Origin of the sequence: Devosia sp., from assembly GCF_017744655.1 — a bacterium.
Classification (GTDB): domain Bacteria; phylum Pseudomonadota; class Alphaproteobacteria; order Rhizobiales; family Devosiaceae; genus Devosia.
Genome location: NZ_JAGIAW010000003.1, coordinates 259,595 through 277,537 on the forward strand (window position 1 = coordinate 259,595; position 17,943 = coordinate 277,537).

Genomic DNA, 17,943 nt, shown 5'->3' on the forward strand with positions numbered 1-17,943 from the left:
GCACCTTGCCGGGATGGCGGTGGTGCATATAGCCTTGAAACCGAGCGCCAAGGGTGCCGACATGATCGAAGCGACCGCCAATCCCTCTGACCGCGTCCCGAGCTACGCCTTCTCGACGGCTGCCGTAGAAGCCAAGCACCAGTTCGATGCCTGGGTGTCGATCATGCGGCCTCTGGTTGCCATGGAGCCGAAAACCCCGCACGACAAGGGGTTTAAGGCTCAGTCACTGGCCTGGGATATGGGTGCCCTGGCGCTGACTCATACGGTCATGCCTGCCCTCGATTTCCGCCGCGATACCTCGCGCCTCCGCGCCGATGCGGTCGATCACTGGCTGCTGGTCGCGCCGCGGCGCGGCGCCATGCGCTCCGAGGCCGGGCACAGGGTCGGCGCGGGGCTGTGCTATGTGCGTTCCATGCACCGGGTCAGCGCCGGCTCGACCACCGATTTCGATGCCGTCGCCCTGGTCGTGCCGCGCGATTTCTGCCCCACCGGGGCGCAGGGTCTCGATGCCCTGCATGAGCGCCACGTCTCCTCCCAACTCGGCGGGCTCCTCGCGGACTATCTCCATTCGCTGCAGCGGCAATTGCCTCGGCTCAGTGCAGAGCACCTGCCCGCCGTTGTCACCGCGACGCGGGCAATGCTGGTTGCTTGTACCGCACCGGGTCGGGATGCGCTGGCCGAAGCGATGCCGGCCTTGCAGGCGACGCAGTCGGAGCGTGCCAAGCGTTTCATCCGCCAGAACCTGCTCTCCCCCCGCCTCACCGTACGGGAGCTTTGCCGCCAATTGGGCATGTCGAGAACCGCGCTCTATCGCCTGTTCGAACCCATGGGTGGGGTCGTGCAATATATCCGCGTCGCGCGGCTGCAGGATGCACATCGCGTCCTCTCCTCGGGCATGGACATGCGTCCCATTCACGAAATCGCGGCCGAGCGTGGTTTCCTCGAACCTTCCGAATTCAGCCGCGCCTTCAAGCGCCAGTTCGGCTATAGCCCCAGCGAGGCGCGGCATGAGGGGCGGTCGGTCCCGTCACGCTCGCCCGGCACGCAGGCGGCCTCCATCACCAATATCGCCGAAATCCTTGCCGCATTGGCCTGAGGCGGGCTTTACGCTGGGGCAGTCGCTCGCACGATGCGCCAACCGGTAAAACCGATCAACAAGGTCATCAGCGGACTCGCGATATTAAAAAGGCAGAATGGCAGGTAGATCAGCGTTGGCACGCCCAGCACCGCCGCCATATAGGCGCCGCAGGAATTCCACGGGATTAGCGGCGAGGTGACGCTGCCGCCATCGGCCACGGCCCGCGACAGATTGCTCGAGGCCAGCCCGCGCTTCTGAAACTCGGCGCTGAAAATCCGCGCCGGCAGCACCACGGCCACATATTGATCCCCGGCCACGACATTGAGGCCAACGGCCGAGCCGACGACGGTGGCAATCAGCGAACCCGTGGTTTTGGCCCGTGCGATCAGCGGGGTCACGAGCTTCATCAAGAGCCCGAATTCATCGAGCAGGGAGCCAAAAACCAGCGCGCCGAGTATGAGCCAAATGGTGGGCAGCATGCTCGCCATGCCGCCGCGCGAGAGCAGGCTATCCACCTGTTCGAGGCCGGACTTGGCCTCAAAACCGGTCGCCATCACCTGCCAGCCGGCTTTTATGTGCGCGACGATCGGCGCAAGATCCGGCGCATCGATGAAGCGCAACACCGCTTCGGATTGAAGGAAGGGCGCAAGGATTGCCGCGGATAGCGCCGAAGCGGCTATGGCCAGCGAAGCAGGTACTTTCAATACTGAAAGGGCGACGAGCAGCACGACAGGCAGCAGCGTCCATGGGGAAATGGCAAAAAGCTGCGACAGGGCGCCAAGCTCGGATTCGATCAGCGCGTCGCTCGCCCCGGCCGTGCCATCGAGGGTGCCGAGAAGCACGAAGCCGACAAGCGCGATGACCAGTGCCGGTCCGGAACTCCAGGCCTGGGCCCGCAAATGGATATGGATGGGCGTATCGGTCAGCTGCGCGGCAAGGATCGCGGTTTCGGACAGCGGGGACATCTTTTCCCCCACATAGGCCCCGGAGATGACCGCCCCCGCGGTGATTTCGGCGGATACGCCCACCATGATGGACAGGCCGACTAGGCCGACGCCGATTGTCCCCGCGGTCGTCCAGGAGCTGCCGATACCGAAGGAGATCAGCGCACAGACAAGGAAGGCGGCCGGATAAAACCAGTCGGGGTCGACGACCATGATGCCATAGTAGACCAGGGTCGGGATGGTGCCCGCCATGTTCCAGGCCCCGATCAGCGCGCCGATGGCAAAGAGAATGAAGATGGCGCTGACGACGGAGGAAACGCCCTTGCGCCCGGCCTCGGCCACCTCCTCCCAGGAGTGGCCGTTCTTGAGCACGATGAGGGCCGCGGTGAGCGCTGAAAAGATCAGCGCCACCTGCAGCGGCCCGTCCATGGCATCATTGCCGAAGAGATAGACAGCGGCCGAAATCAGCACCGCCAGCACGATGAGCGGGATCAGCGCGTCGAGCAGGGATGGCTCCCGGATCGTTCTCAGTGGCGCCGACGGCTCCATGATCACCCCCGCGCCAGCCGTTCCTTGGCCGCGCCCCAGCTTCTGACAATCTGGATCAGGCCGAAGAGGGCAACGAGACCGCCGCCGATCTGCATCAGCAACAGCGCGCCGGTCATCGGCAGGGCAATCAGCAGGGCGCCTAGCACGATATAGATGGCGGCGCCGGCTACCGAGGTCCAGACGGGCGGAAAATTCTTGCGGTAGCGGATGAGGATGAAGGCTTCCGTCAGCCCCACGGCGATGGCGCCGAGCCCGATAATCCAGGAGAGCACACTGGGCGTCAGGATGCCGGCAATGAAGGGGCTGAGGAGCAAGAGCAGCCCGGCCAGCGCCGCAAGGCCTCCGCGCATGAGGCTTAGCCAGAAGGGCCAGCTCGATTCAATGCCATAGTTCTGGCTCGCCAGCGCCCCCAGCACGCCATCCACCAGCAGCACCGTGCCGCCGACCACGACCACGACTTTGAGCGCATAATCGGGGAGAAACAGGGCGACGAGCCCGCCGATCAGCAGAAGCGCGCCGCGCAACAGGCTGAATGTAACCGCCCAACGCTTGGAAGACGCCGCCATTTGGTAACTCCTTGCACTTGTTATCGCTTTGGCCCAGAGGCCGGATTTCATTCTATGGGGTTGTCCCCCTCGACCACATGCTCGACGATATCGCCGAGGGCAAAGGCGAGCACGAAGATCAGCCAGATGGCGACCAGCGCCACCGCCGTCCCCAATGCACCGATGGCAATGCCGACCAGAACGGCAATGCCATCCTCGTTGAGAACGCCCATGCAGATGACGGCGAGGCCCGCCGACGGGATGAGGTTCATGAACGGCACCGGCGCCATGTTGACGAGCGCGAGGAGGATCGCGATGACCGCGAGAAACGGTAGGGCACTTGGGCCCGTCAGTCCGCGCCAGCGCGGCGCCGAAATTTTTGCCGCCCAGCGCACGATCACCGCCAGGGCCTCGAGCAGTTTCTTGATGACTTTTAGGGGCAGCGGCATGCGCCCGAACCAGTTGCCAAAGCTCATCGGGCGCCCCAGCAGCATGGCTATGCCGACCGCGAACATGGCGACCGCCATGAGGAAATTATAGCCCGGCGGACCGGGCAGCAGGTTGAGGAGGGCAAAGAGCATGATCGCAAGCACATGCGAGCGTTCCCCCACCATGGCGAGGAGATCGGCGCAGGTCAGGGCGGCATCGGGCCGCCCCGCCCGTTCGCGCAATTGCGCGACGATGACATCGACGATGGGGATGATCGGGTCATGGCCATGGTCATGGCCGGGACTCTCGTCGGTCATGCCGGCAACGCCCGTTGAGCCATCCCGACCCGTCTCGCTCATGCCAAGGCCTTGGCCTTGAGCGTATTGAATTCGGCTTCGGAAATCACCCCTTCCTTGAGGAGGCTGCTCGCCCGGGCGATCTGTTCGGCGGGCGATGTGCCGGCGACATTGCGGATATAGGTTTCGGCTTCCGCCCGTGCCTCCTGATTGGCCGCAATCTGCCGCCGTCCCATGCCGCTGCCGCGGGTGAGCAGATAAGCGAGCGCGGTCAGCATGGGCAGAAAGATCAGCGCAATCACCCAGATGGCCCGCGCAAAGCCCCCGATCTCGCGATCGCGGAACAGGTCGACGATGATCTGGAACAGCACAATGAGATAGGTGATGAGGAAGAAGGTGGAGAGGATCAGCCAGAGAATTTCCCAGAAATTGCTAGACATTTTTGCACCTCGATACGCGTTGAAAACTCAGTAGTCGACGGCGTCGCGGATGATGGGGCAGGTCATGCAGTGGCCGCCTCCACGTCCGCGCCCCAGTTCCGAACCGGAAATGGTGATGACTTCCACGCCGGCCTTGCGCAGCAGCGTGTTCACATAGGTATTGCGGTCATAGGCGAAGACGACGCCGGGCGAAGCGCAGACCAGATTGGCGCCGCTGTCCCATTGGGTGCGCTCGCGCGTATAGTCATTGCCCGCCGTCTCGACGACGCGAATGGAGGAGAGCCCCAGCGCCTCGCGCACGGTTTCGACGAGCCCGCCCTTGTCCTTCTTCAGTTCCAGTCCACCATTGCCATCGGGCCGATACGAGAAGCATTCGATCGGGTTGACGATATCGGGATAGATCAACACGCAATCACGGTCGGCAAAGGTGAAGACCGTGTCGAGATGCATGGCGGCGCGCAGCTTGGGCATGGCCGCGACGATGACGCGCTCCACGGCGCCCTTTTCAAAGAGCGTTTTCGCAAGTTGCGCGATCGCCTGGCGCGAAGTGCGCTCGCTCATGCCGATGAGAACATTGCCCTTGCCGATGGGCATGACATCGCCGCCTTCGAGCGTTGCGAGGTCCCATTCCTTGGTCGGGTCACCCCACCAGACATTCACCTTGCCGGCAAAGTCGGGATGGAACTTGTAGATCGAACTGGTGAGCAGCGTTTCTTCGTGCCGCGCCGGCCAATAGAGCGGGTTGAGCGTCACCCCGCCATAAATCCAGCAAGTGGTGTCGCGGGTGTAGAGCGTATTGGGGAGGGGCGGCAGCAGATATTCGTTTACTCCCGCCGCGTCACGCACGAGGTTCATGCGCTCTCCGCCGATATGGTCGGGAAATTCGTAGGTCGACAGCCCCCCGATCAGGGTTTCGGCCAATTGCCGGTTGGAGAGTCCATCGAGATAGGAGCGGACGTCGTCGACGAGATCGGGGCCTACCTTGTTGGGCGCAATCTGGTTGTCGAGAATCCACGCCTTGGCCTCGGGCAGCGCCACGGTCTGTTCGAGCAGGTTGTGCATCTCGACCACGTCGACGCCGCGCTCGCGCAGCTTGTTCATGAAATCAAAGTGGTCGCGTTTGGCCACATCGACCCAGAGCACGTCGTCGAACAGCAGGTCGTCGCAATTGGATGGGGTCAGGCGCTGATGCGCCTTGCCGGGCGCGCACACCATGACCTTGCGCAATTGGCCGACTTCGGAATGGACACCAAAACTGGATTCCATCGTCAAACTCCTTGATTTCAGGGGGTAATGGTCCCGGTCATGAGACCCACTGTTCCGATGATGCCGGCGAGAACGGTGACACCAAAAACCACCAGCTCAACCGGCGTGAAGAAGCGGGCCTGCTGCTCGCGGCGGGCCCAGAAGTAGAGGATGATGGTCCCGGGCACGAAGAGAACGGCCACCAGCACCACATATTTCAGCCCTGCGGCCACGAACATGAAGAGCGTATAGATGACGGCGATCCAGGCGATGATCTGGTCCATCGGCCGTTCATTGGCATCGCTCGCAGTGTAGCCGATGCCTGTGCGGGCGACGATGACGCCATAGCCGGCCACCAGCAGATATGGCAGGAGGGCAGTGACGCTGGTCATGTCGAGCATGAAGTTGAAGGCGTCGGCGGACCAATAGGTGGAGATGACGAAGAGCGAGACCACGATATTGGTCAGCCAGAGCGCATTGGCTGGCACGCCATTGCCATTCTGCGCCGCGAACATTTTTGGCATGTCCTGCGATTTTGCCGCGGCAAACATCACCTCGGCGCAGATCAGCGACCAGGCAAGATAGGCGCCGAGCACCGAAACCAGCACGCCGATGGAAATGAAGATCGCGCCCCAATGACCGACCACGAGTTCGAGCGCCCCGGCCAGTGATGGGTTCGCCACCCCGGCAATCGCCGCCCGCGGTGCGGTGGCAAAAGGCAGGAGGGTGACCGCCACCATGAGCCCGGTCACCGCGACGAAGCCGAGCACGGTGGCGGTGCCGACATCCTCGCGCTTTTTGGCAAAGCGGGAATAGACGCTCGCCCCCTCGATGCCGAGGAAGACAAAGACGGTGATGAGCATGGTATCGCGCACCTGCGCCACGAGGCTCTTTTCGGGCATGTCGAGCCCGCCGAAGAAGTTTTCGGAGAACTGGTTGTAGTTGAAGAAGAAAATGAAGATCAGCACCGCCACCACGATCGGCACGATCTTGGCGATGGTGACGACGGTATTGATGAAGGCGGCCTGTTCGACGCCGCGCAGGATCATGAAGTGGAAGGCCCAGATGCCGAGGAGCGACACGATGATCGCCACCGGGCTGCTGCCGTCGCCAAAAAACTCGGGGAAGAAGCGGCCGAGCGTCGAGCCTATAAGGACCCAGTAAAAGACGTTGCCGAGGCAGCTGCCAAGCCAATAGCCGAAGGCGGAAAGAAAGCCCATATAGTCGCCGAAACCGGCCTTGGCATAGGCGAAGACGCCCGAATCGATGTCGGGCCTTCGGGTCGCGAGAGACTGGAAGACGCGGGCCAGCATATACATGCCGGTACCGGCAATGGCCCAGGCGATAATGGCACCAAAAGGCCCGGTGGCGGTCGCGAAGCGCCCCGGCAGATTGAAGATGCCGGCCCCGATCATGGACCCGATGACCATCGCTGTCAGCGCATTGAGCGATAGTTTCCCCTTGTCAGCCCCCGTCGCCATTGCCGTCTCCCCTAACAGGCTCCAACAAAACATAAATCCGGTGTGGAGCCCGTTGAGGCTACCGCTCACCGGGGCGCGAGGAGAATGGCGCGGCGTCCCCGCACTAGGCTGGGCGTCCCGCTTCGTGATTTTGGTTGTGCGCGAAAGAACCGATGGAAACGTGGGTGGTCTTGGCCTGGAATGCTTTCGTCACGCCGTGCTGCGCTCGGACTTGATCCGAAGGCCAGTGCAGGGGCCACAGGCTTCATACATGGGCGGCGTGCCCTCGCCGAGGAGGCGAAGGGCCCGCGCCTCTGAAGTCCTCCTTCAAAAAGCGCGATGTCATTCCCGCGAAAGCGGGAATCTCTGTTTCCCTGCAAGGAGCTTCCCGCTTTCGCGGGAATGACATCGGTGGGAATACGGAAACCCAAACAAATGTTTCCCTTTTTTGGGGAGTGAACGAGATCGACTACCGGGTGGCTCTTGGCTGATCAAGCAACAACAAAATATAAGCCAGGCAAATTCCCTTGTCTTCCAGTCCATATTCTTGGCATTCCGTCCATCTTTTCAGATTCCGGCTTGTCCCGGCGTTGTTCGGATTTTTCTCTGTGCTAACGTCAGTCAAACAAGCATGACTATTTCAATTTTTCGGAATTTTGGTTGGTTTTGTTCGTCACGACATGGGTTTGACGCCCGCAAGGTCGGCCGAACTGCGACCTATAGGGAGGGCTTACGATGATGAAGACATTTGTCCGGCTGGCCATGGCGCTTGCCGCGGCCCTGGTGCTGTCCCTGCCGGCCCTGGCGCAGATGTTCGGGCCGGCCGTCACGGTCGCCAATGTCAATTTGCGCAATGGGCCCGGCACCAATCATGCCGTGATCCGCGTGGTGCGCTCGGGCGAAGACGTGACGATCGTCCGTTGCGAGCGTAATTGGTGCCTCGTCAATGCCGGGCGCGAGACCGGCTGGCTCGCCCAAAATTATGTGATGCGCGTCATCGCCGCGCCGCCGCCGCCGCTCTGGCCCGATTTCGACTTCGATACCGGCCCGACGCGCGTCTGCTTCTACGATCGACCCAATTTCCGCGGCGACAGTTTTTGCCTCAGGCCCGGCAATGGCAATGACGACCTCGGCAATTGGCGCAACCGGATCGCCTCGGTGGCCCTTCGCGGCGGCCAGAGCCATTCGCTCAGCGTCGATCTCTGCACGGCCCGCAACTTCCGCAACTGCACCTCGATCCGCGACGACATGGCCAATGTGAGCCGCCACCTGCAGGGGGCCATTGCCTCGGTCAAAGTCTGGTAGGGCGCCCACTTCCCGCCGCGCCCCTCGCCACAGTTGGGACGGCAGGCCGCCTATTGGGACGGAGTGCGATTGTTGGGCTCTCCGATCCGACTAAACTTTACTCCCTCAAGTCTATGGAGCTCTGCGCGTCATGAGTATCTCTAAACCCAAGTCCTTGATTTCACTGTTTTTTACGGGTCCTGCCGTCACGGCTATCGCCGTTCTGGCGGCGGCGCCGGCGGCCCTGGCGCAGCCGGCAAGACCGCCGGTCGTCTTCGAAAATGTCAGGATTTTTGACGGTCAGTCCGATGCCTTGAGCGGTCCATCCAATGTGCTTGTCAGGGATGGCAAGATCGCCGGCATTTCGACCGCCGAAATCAGCGAAGACGGTGCGACGGTGATCGATGGCGAGGGCAAGGTGCTGATGCCGGGCCTGATCGATGCGCATTGGCACACCATGCTGATCGGGGTCACGCCCGATACCGGGCTCGCCGATATGGGCTATACGCATCTGATTGCCGGGGTCGAAGCGACGGCGACGCTGATGCGCGGCTTTACCACGGTGCGCGATCTCGGCGGGCCGAGTTTCGGGCTCAAGAAAATCATCGATCAGGGGCTCATTCCCGGGCCGCGCATCTACCCCTCCGGCGCCATCCTGACCATTACCAGCGGTCATGGCGATTTCCGCACCTTTGCCGATCTGCCCCGCAGGATCGGCGAGTTGACCCCGATGGAAGAGGCGGGGATGGCCATGGTCACCGACTCGCCCGACGAAGTGCGCATGCGGGCCCGCGAGCAGTTGATGCAGGGCGCCTCCCAGATCAAGCTGACGGCCGGCGGCGGGGTGGCGTCGCCCTTCAGCCCGCTCGATGCCTCGACCTTTACCGATGCCGAAATCGAAGCCGCCGTCCAGGCTGCGTCCAATTGGGGCACCTATGTCGGGGTCCATGCCTATACGCCGCAGGCGGTGCAGACGGCCATCAATTCGGGCGTCAAGGTCATCGAGCACGCGCATCTGATCGACGACGAGACGGCGCAGCTCATGGCCGAAAAGGACATCTGGCTCAGCACCCAGCCCTTTGACGAAGCGATGGGCGCGGGCCTGCCGCCCTCGTCCATGGAAAAATTCCATGAGGTGCTGGAAGGCACCAGCAATATCTACGAATTTGCCAGGAAGTACGACCTCAAGACCGCCTGGGGCACCGACATCCTGTTCTCGCCCATTCTGGCCCGCGGCCAGAACCATATGCTGCTGAACCTGCTCAAATGGTACACGCCTGTGGAAGCGCTGCAGATGGCGACGGGCACCAATGGCGAACTGCTGCTGCTCTCGGGCAAGCGCAACCCCTATCCCGGCCGCATCGGCCTTGTCGAGGAAGGCGCCTATGCCGACCTCCTGCTCGTCGATGGTAATCCGCTCGAAGATCTGAGCTTGGTTGCCGATCCGGAAAACAAGTTCCTCATCATCATGAAGGACGGGGTGATCTACAAGGATATCACTGGCGATCAGGACTAGGCCGCAACCCGTTCACGCAAGGCTTCACCAATTCGCGCAGGCGCGCCTCTCGAAGGTCACAGTCCGTTAACCGAGAGGCGCGAAGGCGTCGTTTCCCGTCGGCCAGATTGGAACAGAAAGACAAGGCCCGGGACGGAATGCACATGCGTTTGCGGCAGTATATGGTATTGTCGATTGGCAATTCGCTTGTTTTCCGCCATTGGAGCCAAGCAAATTGCTTGCGGCGGCAAAATTCGGATAAAATTCTAGCGTAGTCATACTGCCCCTTCGACTTTCTCAACTTCTTGCTGCCGTGTGCCCCTTGGCCTGCCGCAAAGCAAGGATGGGCTGTTTCGCAGCCCCTCCGTCGTGAGTTGCCCTCCGCCGTCATCGACGCGAAGGGCTCGAAGGAGAAGCGTCAGAATGTACCATGCGTCCAGCATTCGCCCACGATACCAATCGGCCGTACCGCTGATAGGCCTGCCGGAAGATGATCCCAAGAGCCTGAGGCCTATAGATTTTTCGACCAGCGAAGTGGCTGCGGAAGATCGGTTCGAGGCCTGGCGCGACGTTCACTCCGCCGCCTTCGATCTTTTTCCGAGCCAGGCGAACCGCAATTTCCGGGCGCGGCATCGCACCTGGGACCTCGGCGGCATGGCTTTCCAGACCGTTGAAACCGACAGCCTGCGCTTTGCCAGCCTCGCCGAACAAGCCAAGCGCGATCCGCTGGATCACTGGGTGGTTTCGCTCTTCGTCACCGGCCGCTGCACCATCGAGGGATCGAGGGTTCTGCTCGAAAATATCGCGGGCGTTCCGCAACTTACCTCGCTTGTTGACCCCTTCCACGGCCAGGTCACGGCGGGCAAGGCGCACCTCCTCTACATCCCGCGCGATACCTGCCGCGACACCGCGCATCTCCTCGACGCGGCCTCGCTCACTCTCCTCCAGGACGGCATGGGTGGCATTTTTGCCGACTACATGCTGAGCCTTGAAAGCCGCATGTCGCAATTGCAGCCCGACGATCTCGCCGAACTCGTCGCGGCCACGCGCGCCCTGCTCCTTGCGGCTATCGCGCCCTCGCCGGATCGGCTCGAAGAGGCCGGCGCCATGATCAATCACGCCTTGCTCGAACGCGCCCGGCAATGCGTACAGGATAATCTCCAGAACCCCGCACTCGACGTGAATTTCATCCTGCGCGGCCTCGGGGTTTCCCGCTCCCGCCTCTATCGTCTCTTCGAGGCATCGGGAGGCATCATGCATTATATCCAGAAGCGGCGGCTGCTGGCGGCACACAAGGTGCTTGCCGATCCCCTGAGCGGACGACGCATCTTCGAGGTTGCCGAGGATTTCTGCTTCAACGATGCCGCCGAATTCAGCCGGGCTTTCCGGCGTGAATTTGCCTGCAGCCCCTCCGATGTCAGGGCCAACCGGCGTCGTCCTGTCGTCGGGCACGTCCATATCAATCGCTATGCCAGGGACCTGACGGACCTGCTCAAGGGCATGCAGAGCTAGCGTCATCAGGCTTTTCAACGAATCTGCCAAAGCCAGGCGGCGGCACGATTGGGCCGTCCCATGTCACGCGCGTGTCATTGACCATGGTTACAACCAGCTCATTCGAATGAGTTGGTATCATGCGCAATCAAGGCCATTCCTGGGAGGAAACCCGGGACAGGATCAGTGAAGAAATCGTCTCGGGACGCCTCGCGCCGGATACGCGCCTGCCGTCCGAACCTGAACTTTGCGTGCTTTACGGGGCGCGGCGCCATTCGCTGCGCAAGGCTCTGGCGGCGCTGGTATCCGAGGGCAAGCTGCGCGTCGAGCATGGGCGCGGTACCTTTGTCGAGCGGGCCCCTTTGCTCAATTATGTCATCGGCCCCCGCACGCGCTTCCGCGAAAATCTCAATTCCCAGGGCCTGACGGCTTCGGGCGAAACGCTGTCGGAGATGCATATTCCGGCCAGCACCCGCGTGGCCGCCGCTCTCCAGATCGAGATCGATGCGCCGGTCATTGCCCGCTCCTGGCGCGGCTTTGCCAATGACCTGCCGATCAGCATGGGCTGGGCCTATCACGACCTGACGCGCTTTCCGGACCTGCAGGAGCGGCGGCGCGAACTGACCTCGATCACCAAGGTCTACCATTCCTACGGCATCACCGATTACCGGCGCCTGCGCACCACTGTCTTCACCCGCATCGCCTCCGAAAACGAGGCGGCCATGCTGATGCTGCGGCCGGGCCAGTCGGTGCTCGTGGTGCAGAAGGTCGACGCCGATCTCGATGGGCGGCCGATTGGATTTTCCGAGGCGGTATGGGCCGGCGACCGGGTGCAGTTCACCTTCGAAACCGACCAGCCGACCGTGTTGACGACCGAAAGAAGCAATGATGTTTAACGAAACTCCCTCCGGCGGACCCGATCAAGGCGCCATGCTGGGCATTCTGGCGCGGGCAAGGCCCGAGCGGCTGAAGGCGCTTGCCGAAACCCTGCTCGAAAGCATGGGCGAGATCGCCGTCCTGACCAACCGCACCGGCCTCGTCATGGTGCCCATGCGCGACACGGTCGAAAATGTCGATTTTCACCTCGGCGAAGTGCTGGTGAGTGAAGCCCATATCACCGACGCCGCAGGCCATATCGGCTATGGCATGGTCACCGGCCGCGATCTCGAACGCGCCATGGCCATGGCCGTCGTCGATCTTCGGATTGCGACCAGGGGCGAAGAGCCGGTCACGAAGGATTTTCTCTCCGAGGAGCGGGCGCACCTCGTCGCCGAAGACGAGAAGCGCATGCGGCAGGTGGAAGCCACGCGCGTTGAAATGGAGACGTTCTGATGCTGACCGTTGCTCCTCCCGATGCCGTCGAACTGCGCGCTAATGCGACGTTCGAGGCGCTGATGTGGGCCCTTTCGCGCCCGGGCGATATCAGAGACATGCCCGAAGCCGGGTTTTCCGCGGTTGTCGAAACGCTGGTCGATCTTGAATGCACCGTGTTCTCCGATGATCCGGATTTGCGCGCGCAGATTGCGGCGACAGGTGCGCTTCAGGCCGAAGATATTTCACAGGCAGACCACGTGTTTCTGTCCTCTCTCGAAGGCGCGGAAGCGCGGCTTGTCGCACTCCGCTGCGGCAGCGCGCTCTATCCCGATGATGGTGCAACGCTCGTCGCAGCAGTCCGCCACGGTGTCGGCCAGCGTGTGCGGCTTTCCGGCCCGGGTGTCGATGGCGTGCTGGAGGTGACCCTCGGCATTGCGCCGGGTTTTTGGGCCATGCGCGCCATGCTCTGCGCCTATCCCGAAGGCTTTGACATGCTCCTCGTCGATGGCCGCTCAGTCATCGGCATTCCGCGCTCGACCCTGGTGGAGGTGCTGTAATGGCATATGTAGCAACCCGCGGTGGCGAAAAGGCCATCGAACAGGCCGAGCGCCTCTTCCGGCAGGATCTGGGTACGATCGACGCAGCGCGCGTCGAGACGATCCAGCAAACCATGCCCTATCTCATCGATCGCGTGATGGGCGAAGCCTCTCTCTATAGCGAGGAACTGGCAGCGCTCGCCCTGGCGCAGACCGGCGGCGAACTCTCGGAAGCCGTGCTGGTGCTGCGCGCCTGGCGTACCACCCAGCCGCGCATCGCCATCGCCCGCCCCGTACAGCAGGATGAAATCCTCACCCAGCGCCGCATCTCGGCCGCGTTCAAGGATATTCCTGGCGGTCAGATTCTTGGGCCGACGCTCGACTATTCGCACCGCGTGCTGGCGACCGATGTGCTCGAAGGAAAGCCCTATGCTCCGCCGGCGGTGGAGTCCGCCGCAAAGCCAGCCCCGGCGACACAGCCGTCGCTGGCCGACTGGCAGCGCGAGCAGGGGCTGCTCGCACCAACGGGCGAAGCTAAAGTGGCGCCGGAAGACATTCCGGACCTGACGCGCGAACCGCTCCTCTTCCCGGCCTCGCGCGCCCATCGGTTGCAAAGCCTCGCGCGTGCCGAAACGGGTGGCGTCCTGGCCCTCGGCTATTCGGCCATGCGCGGCTATGGCAATGCCCATCCGACCGTCAATGAACTGCGGCTCGGTGAAGCCGAAGTCGTGGTACGCCATCCGCGCGGCACCGAATTTTCTGCCGGTCGCGTCCGTGTCAGTCAGGCCGAAGTGACCTCCAAGGAAAAGGGCGGTTTTCTCGATCTCGGCTTTGCCGCGACCTTCGGCTGGAACGAGGTGAAAGTGATCGCGGCGGCAACGCTCGATCTCAATTCGGCCGAGGCCCCGGTCGGCTCGCCCGTCCACGAAGAATTCTATCTCTATCACACAGAAAGCGTGGAGGCCTCGGGCTTCTGCATCCACTTCAAGTTGCCGCACTATGTGACGTTCCAGTCGACGCTCGACGCCATGCGCGATGCCAAGGCCAAGAAATCAGCAGCCGAACAGAAGGGCGCCGTCGAGCGCCAGACGGAGCCCGCAGAATGAGTCTTTCATCCCTGACAAAACCCTGGGCTGCGACAAGCTATGGCTTCCTCGATGCTTCGGCCAAGCGCGAATTGCGCCGGAAAATGCTGAAGGCCATCGCCGTGCCCGGCTGCCAGATGCCCTATGCCAGTCGCGAAGTGCCGATGGCGCGCGGCTGGGGTACCGGCGGGTTGCAAGTGACCCTGACGCTGGTCAACCCGACTTCAGTGGTGAAAGTGATCGACCAGGGCGCCGATGACGGCGTCAATGCCGCCTCGATCCGGCGCTTTATTTCGCGCGTGTCGGGCGCGGGGGAAACCTGGGATACGCTCGCCGCTTCCATCGTGCAGTCGCGCCACCGCGTGCCCGAAGAGGTGATGCGCGAGGACCAGATCCTCGTGCTGCAGGTGCCCAATCCCGAGCCGCTGCGCGGGGTGGAACCCAACATTTCCATCGCCCGGCAGATGCATGCCGATGCCGATTATGGAAAACTCTGGCTGACGCTTTATGAGCAGATCGTCCGCAAAGGCAGGATCATGCAGGGCGCCGGCTATCCTTCGATGGTCAATGGCCGTCACGTGATGACGCCCTCGCCCATTCCGCGCTGGGACGTGCCTAAGCTCAACATGGCCAAGCATCTGACCTTCCTCTCCGCCGGCCGTGAAAAGCGGCTCTTCGCCGTGCCGCCCTTTACCCGCGTCGAACCGCTGGTCTTTTCCGACCGGCCCTATCAGGTCGAGCACCATGCCGACCTCACCTGCCGCCGCTCCGGCGTCTCGGGCTATTTCATGAACGAATTGCCCATCGATGGCGGCGGTTCGGCCTTTGAAGTGTCCGACAGCAATCTTGGCATCAAGGCCATTCAGCAGGCGGAGGGGGCAGCGGTCGAGATCGGGAAAACCTGGTATCGCAATGGGGAGTTTTCGGCATGAGCCTCGATATGAGCCCGGCGGCGCTGACCCGCGCCACCCCGCGCCTGATGCGGGCCGAACCGCTCCTCACCATGCGCGATATTTCCAAGACTTATGGTGACGTCCGCGCCCTACGCCATGTCGATGCCACGGTCTATCCTGGCGAAGTCATGGGCATTGTCGGAGAAAGCGGCTCGGGAAAATCGACGCTGCTGCGGATGATGAATCTCGAAGACACGCCCGATAGCGGCGATTACACGCTGCGCCTCCCCAACCGCGACGACGGCAATCTCTTCGACCTGACGCGCTACGAGCGCCGCATGCTCTGCGCCAGGCATATCGGCATCGTTTACCAGAACCCGCATCTGGGTCTTCTTATGCGGCACTCTTCGAGCGGCAATGTCGCCGAGCGGCTGCTTATCGCCGGCGAACGCAGTTTTGATGTGCTCCGCACAAAGGCGCGCGAAGCGCTCGATGCTTCGGAATTCCCGCTCTCGCGCATGGATGCCCGCCCGATTGAACTGTCCGGCGGCATGCAGCAGCGCGTGCAATTGGCCAAGGCCATCGCACTCGAACCCGCCCTGTTGCTGCTCGATGAGCCGACCACCGGCCTCGACGTCTCGGTGCAGGCTCTGGTGCTCGATACGCTAAAGCGCCTGCAGCGCGACCGGAAAATCACCATGGTGCTGGTCAGCCACGATCTCGGAGTTATCCGCACCATGGCCGACCGTGTCATGGTCATGCGCCATGGCGAAGTGGTGGAAGAGGGTCTTGCCGATCAGGTGTTCCAGGATCCGCAGCACTCCTATACCCAGCAACTCGTGCACGCAAAGCTCTGAGGCGATCCCATGAACTCCACTCCTCTCTTGCGTGTCGACGGGCTCACAAAAACCTTCCGCATGTATCACCTCGACAGCATGCTGCATGCCTTTGAAGGGGTCAGCTTCGACCTCCATGAAGGCGAATTCCTGCTGCTGCGCGGACACAATGGCGCCGGCAAGTCGACGCTGCTGCGCACCATCTGGCGCTCCTATCTGCCGGTTGGCGGCCACGTCTGGTACCGCTCCAATCACGGCGAGATCGACCTCGCCAATGCCGCCGATGTCGACATCGCGCTGCTCCGCCGCGAGGAGATCGGTTTTGTCACCCAGTTCCTCAATGCCCGTCCCCGAGTTGCGGCGCAGGATATCGTCGCCGAGCCTTTGCTGCTCGCCGGCACCTCGCAGGCCGAAGCGCTGGAACAGGCCCGGCACTGGCTCGACCAGTTCGGCGTCCGTCCCGAACTCTGGCGCGCCTATCCCTCGACCTTTTCGGGTGGCGAGCAGCAGAAGGTCAACCTCGCCCGCGCGCTGATCCTGCCGCAAAAATTGCTGCTGCTGGACGAGCCGACGGCCTCGCTCGACGTTGGCGCCCGCGCAGCGCTCGTGCGACGTCTCTCGGATTTGAAGGGGCAGGGCGTCGCCATCATCGGCGTGTTCCATCACCCCGGCGACGTTGCTCAACTGATCACCCGTGAAATCAATCTCAATACCCGTGTCGTTGCCGACCAGAGCGAGGAAGAAGACAATGTGGCTCTCTAATTTCCGTATCGTCCTCGCCGACCGCGTCATCGAAAGCGGCGCCGTCAAAATCGAAGACGGCGTCATTGCCGAGATCAGCGAAGTGCCCGTCGCCAATGCCGATGTGGACGGCCAAGGTCTCCTCCTGATGCCGGGCATGATCGACATGCATGGCGACATGATCGAGCGCGAAATCGAGCCGCGTCCCGGTGTGCGCATGCCGATGGAAATGGGCCTCCGCGATCTCGACATGAAGCTCGCGACCTCTGGCATCACCACGGCCTATGCCTCGCTCTCCTTCGCGCCGGGCTCCACCTATGGCCATATGCGCTCCTATGATTTCACCAGCGAAATGATCCGCGCCGTCGTCGCCGCGCGGCCGAACTTGCTCATCGATCATCGCGTGCATGCCCGTTTCGAGGTGACTTTTCCCGCCGCGCTGTCGGTCGTGAAGGAACTCGTCGGCGAAGGCTCGGTCGATCTCGTTTCGCTTTGCGATCACACGCCGGGGCAGGGGCAGTATCGCAATCTCGAATTGCAAGCTGCCAACATCTCCAAGAACAAGGGCATTTCGCTCGAAGCTGCGGCCGAACAGTTGCAGCAGCGCATTCGTGACCGCCAGGAAACGGCCGGCGACATGACCGCAACCCTCCGCGCCATCACTCACTATTGCGCGCTGCATGGTGTGCCGGTCGCGAGCCACGATGACGACACGGTCGAAAAAGTCGAGCTGATGGATTCCCTCGGCGCCAACATCTCCGAATTCCCCGTTACCCTTGAGGCGGCAAAAGAAGCCAATCGCCGCGGCATGCTCAATGCCATGGGTGCGCCGAACGCTCTCCGCGGCCAGTCCTATTCCGGCAATCTCTCGGCCCGTGAAGCCCATGAAGCCGGCGTGCTCGATCTTCTTGCCGCCGACTATCACCCCTCGGCCATGCTGCCGGCGGTGCTGGTTCTCGGCAAGACAGATCCCAACGGCCTGCCGGGCGCGGCCAAGCTCACTTCGCTCAATCCCGCCCGGGCGCTCGGCCTCGAAGATCGCGGCGAAATCCGCACTGGTCTGCGCGCCGATCTCCTTATTGCCAGCGATACCGGTGTCGGTCGCGTCCATGCGACCCTCTCACGCGGCCGCTTCGTCCATTCGGATGGCGCGCTCGCCCTTTCGCGCCTTTCAACACGTCACGAGACAGTCATTCGAATGAGTTAATCGTGTCATTGAGACGCGTTAGCGTCTGAGCATAGAGCAAGGGGTTGAGGCCAATTTCACCGTGCCGGTGAAATG

Annotated in this window: 18 protein-coding genes; 12 read left to right on the plus strand and 6 right to left on the minus strand. The window is 62.3% G+C overall.

The annotated features are described in order from the left end of the window. The first annotated feature begins 61 nt into the window (after nucleotides 1–61). Entirely contained in the window at nucleotides 62–1,096 is a 1,035-nt protein-coding gene (locus J7557_RS09055) for a helix-turn-helix domain-containing protein (RefSeq protein ID WP_291419476.1), read from the plus strand. 8 nt (nucleotides 1,097–1,104) lie between these two features. Here J7557_RS09055 and J7557_RS09060 read toward each other — a convergent pair whose 3' ends face one another. Genes J7557_RS09060 through J7557_RS09085 form a run of 6 tightly spaced genes read right to left on the minus strand, consistent with a single transcriptional unit; the run spans nucleotide 1,105 to nucleotide 7,007 of the window. Then, nucleotides 1,105–2,571, minus strand: coding sequence for a Na+/H+ antiporter NhaC family protein (locus J7557_RS09060; RefSeq protein WP_291419478.1), 1,467 nt, complete (start codon nucleotides 2,569–2,571; stop codon nucleotides 1,105–1,107). Nucleotides 2,572–2,573: 2 nt separating this feature from the next. Beyond that, nucleotides 2,574–3,137, minus strand: a complete 564-nt coding sequence (locus J7557_RS09065; protein ID WP_291419480.1) for a DUF308 domain-containing protein — start codon at nucleotides 3,135–3,137, stop codon at nucleotides 2,574–2,576. A gap of 47 nt (nucleotides 3,138–3,184) precedes the next feature. After that, nucleotides 3,185–3,904: an exopolysaccharide biosynthesis protein gene (locus J7557_RS09070; protein ID WP_291419482.1), complete on the minus strand. Its 720-nt coding sequence runs from the start codon at nucleotides 3,902–3,904 to the stop codon at nucleotides 3,185–3,187. Next, nucleotides 3,901–4,281, minus strand: coding sequence for an SHOCT domain-containing protein (locus J7557_RS09075; protein ID WP_291419484.1), 381 nt, complete (start codon nucleotides 4,279–4,281; stop codon nucleotides 3,901–3,903). The genes J7557_RS09070 and J7557_RS09075 overlap by 4 nt, the downstream gene beginning before the upstream one ends. 27 nt (nucleotides 4,282–4,308) lie before the next feature. Beyond that, on the minus strand, nucleotides 4,309–5,547 hold the full coding sequence (locus J7557_RS09080) for an arginine deiminase (RefSeq protein ID WP_291419485.1): 1,239 nt from the start codon (nucleotides 5,545–5,547) through the stop codon (nucleotides 4,309–4,311). A 17-nt stretch (nucleotides 5,548–5,564) separates the two neighbouring features. Further along, nucleotides 5,565–7,007, minus strand: coding sequence for a basic amino acid/polyamine antiporter (locus J7557_RS09085; RefSeq protein ID WP_291419487.1), 1,443 nt, complete (start codon nucleotides 7,005–7,007; stop codon nucleotides 5,565–5,567). Nucleotides 7,008–7,721: 714 nt separating this feature from the next. Between J7557_RS09085 and J7557_RS09090 the strand changes: the two genes are divergently transcribed. From J7557_RS09090 to J7557_RS09140, 11 genes are all read left to right on the plus strand, one after another. Next, on the plus strand, nucleotides 7,722–8,291 hold the full coding sequence (locus tag J7557_RS09090; RefSeq protein ID WP_291419489.1) for an SH3 domain-containing protein: 570 nt from the start codon (nucleotides 7,722–7,724) through the stop codon (nucleotides 8,289–8,291). 130 nt (nucleotides 8,292–8,421) lie between these two features. Further along, entirely contained in the window at nucleotides 8,422–9,786 is a 1,365-nt protein-coding gene (locus J7557_RS09095; protein WP_291419491.1) for an amidohydrolase family protein, read from the plus strand. Nucleotides 9,787–10,188: 402 nt separating this feature from the next. Beyond that, entirely contained in the window at nucleotides 10,189–11,277 is a 1,089-nt protein-coding gene (locus tag J7557_RS09100) for a helix-turn-helix domain-containing protein (protein WP_291419493.1), read from the plus strand. 119 nt (nucleotides 11,278–11,396) lie between these two features. Next, nucleotides 11,397–12,152 (plus strand): phosphonate metabolism transcriptional regulator PhnF, encoded by a 756-nt coding sequence (gene phnF / locus J7557_RS09105; RefSeq protein WP_035085507.1) that lies wholly within the window; start codon nucleotides 11,397–11,399, stop codon nucleotides 12,150–12,152. Continuing rightward, complete coding sequence (phnG, locus tag J7557_RS09110; protein ID WP_291419496.1) at nucleotides 12,145–12,588, plus strand: phosphonate C-P lyase system protein PhnG; 444 nt, start codon at nucleotides 12,145–12,147, stop codon at nucleotides 12,586–12,588. Before phnF ends, phnG begins: the two co-directional genes overlap by 8 nt. Continuing rightward, entirely contained in the window at nucleotides 12,588–13,127 is a 540-nt protein-coding gene (phnH, locus tag J7557_RS09115; protein WP_291419498.1) for a phosphonate C-P lyase system protein PhnH, read from the plus strand. The genes phnG and phnH overlap by 1 nt, the downstream gene beginning before the upstream one ends. After that, nucleotides 13,127–14,212 carry a carbon-phosphorus lyase complex subunit PhnI gene (locus J7557_RS09120; RefSeq protein ID WP_291419500.1) on the plus strand — a complete coding sequence of 362 codons (1,086 nt, stop codon included), beginning with the start codon at nucleotides 13,127–13,129 and terminating at the stop codon, nucleotides 14,210–14,212. Before phnH ends, J7557_RS09120 begins: the two co-directional genes overlap by 1 nt. Continuing rightward, on the plus strand, nucleotides 14,209–15,123 hold the full coding sequence (locus J7557_RS09125; RefSeq protein ID WP_291419502.1) for an alpha-D-ribose 1-methylphosphonate 5-phosphate C-P-lyase PhnJ: 915 nt from the start codon (nucleotides 14,209–14,211) through the stop codon (nucleotides 15,121–15,123). Before J7557_RS09120 ends, J7557_RS09125 begins: the two co-directional genes overlap by 4 nt. Continuing rightward, the gene (locus J7557_RS09130) at nucleotides 15,120–15,941 is read left to right on the plus strand and encodes an ATP-binding cassette domain-containing protein (protein ID WP_291419504.1); all 822 of its coding nucleotides are present in this window, start codon (nucleotides 15,120–15,122) and stop codon (nucleotides 15,939–15,941) included. The genes J7557_RS09125 and J7557_RS09130 overlap by 4 nt, the downstream gene beginning before the upstream one ends. Nucleotides 15,942–15,950: 9 nt before the next feature. Beyond that, complete coding sequence (locus J7557_RS09135) at nucleotides 15,951–16,682, plus strand: phosphonate C-P lyase system protein PhnL (RefSeq protein WP_291419507.1); 732 nt, start codon at nucleotides 15,951–15,953, stop codon at nucleotides 16,680–16,682. After that, nucleotides 16,669–17,868 carry an alpha-D-ribose 1-methylphosphonate 5-triphosphate diphosphatase gene (locus J7557_RS09140; protein ID WP_291419509.1) on the plus strand — a complete coding sequence of 400 codons (1,200 nt, stop codon included), beginning with the start codon at nucleotides 16,669–16,671 and terminating at the stop codon, nucleotides 17,866–17,868. Before J7557_RS09135 ends, J7557_RS09140 begins: the two co-directional genes overlap by 14 nt. Nucleotides 17,869–17,943: the final 75 nt, after the last annotated feature.

What these genes read in the sequence shown, in the direction of transcription:
- J7557_RS09085 (WP_291419487.1), bottom strand. Translation starts at nt 7,007, where the DNA reads ATGGCGACGGGGGCTGACAAGGGGAAACTATCGCTCAATGCGCTGACA.
- J7557_RS09090 (WP_291419489.1), top strand. Translation starts at nt 7,722, where the DNA reads ATGATGAAGACATTTGTCCGGCTGGCCATGGCGCTTGCCGCGGCCCTG.
- J7557_RS09055 (WP_291419476.1), top strand. Translation starts at nt 62, where the DNA reads ATGATCGAAGCGACCGCCAATCCCTCTGACCGCGTCCCGAGCTACGCC.
- J7557_RS09075 (WP_291419484.1), bottom strand. Translation starts at nt 4,281, where the DNA reads ATGTCTAGCAATTTCTGGGAAATTCTCTGGCTGATCCTCTCCACCTTC.
- phnF (WP_035085507.1), top strand. Translation starts at nt 11,397, where the DNA reads ATGCGCAATCAAGGCCATTCCTGGGAGGAAACCCGGGACAGGATCAGT.
- J7557_RS09100 (WP_291419493.1), top strand. Translation starts at nt 10,189, where the DNA reads ATGTACCATGCGTCCAGCATTCGCCCACGATACCAATCGGCCGTACCG.
- phnG (WP_291419496.1), top strand. Translation starts at nt 12,145, where the DNA reads ATGTTTAACGAAACTCCCTCCGGCGGACCCGATCAAGGCGCCATGCTG.
- J7557_RS09065 (WP_291419480.1), bottom strand. Translation starts at nt 3,137, where the DNA reads ATGGCGGCGTCTTCCAAGCGTTGGGCGGTTACATTCAGCCTGTTGCGC.
- J7557_RS09120 (WP_291419500.1), top strand. Translation starts at nt 13,127, where the DNA reads ATGGCATATGTAGCAACCCGCGGTGGCGAAAAGGCCATCGAACAGGCC.
- J7557_RS09140 (WP_291419509.1), top strand. Translation starts at nt 16,669, where the DNA reads ATGTGGCTCTCTAATTTCCGTATCGTCCTCGCCGACCGCGTCATCGAA.
- J7557_RS09095 (WP_291419491.1), top strand. Translation starts at nt 8,422, where the DNA reads ATGAGTATCTCTAAACCCAAGTCCTTGATTTCACTGTTTTTTACGGGT.
- J7557_RS09060 (WP_291419478.1), bottom strand. Translation starts at nt 2,571, where the DNA reads ATGGAGCCGTCGGCGCCACTGAGAACGATCCGGGAGCCATCCCTGCTC.
- J7557_RS09080 (WP_291419485.1), bottom strand. Translation starts at nt 5,547, where the DNA reads ATGGAATCCAGTTTTGGTGTCCATTCCGAAGTCGGCCAATTGCGCAAG.
- J7557_RS09135 (WP_291419507.1), top strand. Translation starts at nt 15,951, where the DNA reads ATGAACTCCACTCCTCTCTTGCGTGTCGACGGGCTCACAAAAACCTTC.
- J7557_RS09070 (WP_291419482.1), bottom strand. Translation starts at nt 3,904, where the DNA reads ATGAGCGAGACGGGTCGGGATGGCTCAACGGGCGTTGCCGGCATGACC.
- J7557_RS09125 (WP_291419502.1), top strand. Translation starts at nt 14,209, where the DNA reads ATGAGTCTTTCATCCCTGACAAAACCCTGGGCTGCGACAAGCTATGGC.
- J7557_RS09130 (WP_291419504.1), top strand. Translation starts at nt 15,120, where the DNA reads ATGAGCCTCGATATGAGCCCGGCGGCGCTGACCCGCGCCACCCCGCGC.
- phnH (WP_291419498.1), top strand. Translation starts at nt 12,588, where the DNA reads ATGCTGACCGTTGCTCCTCCCGATGCCGTCGAACTGCGCGCTAATGCG.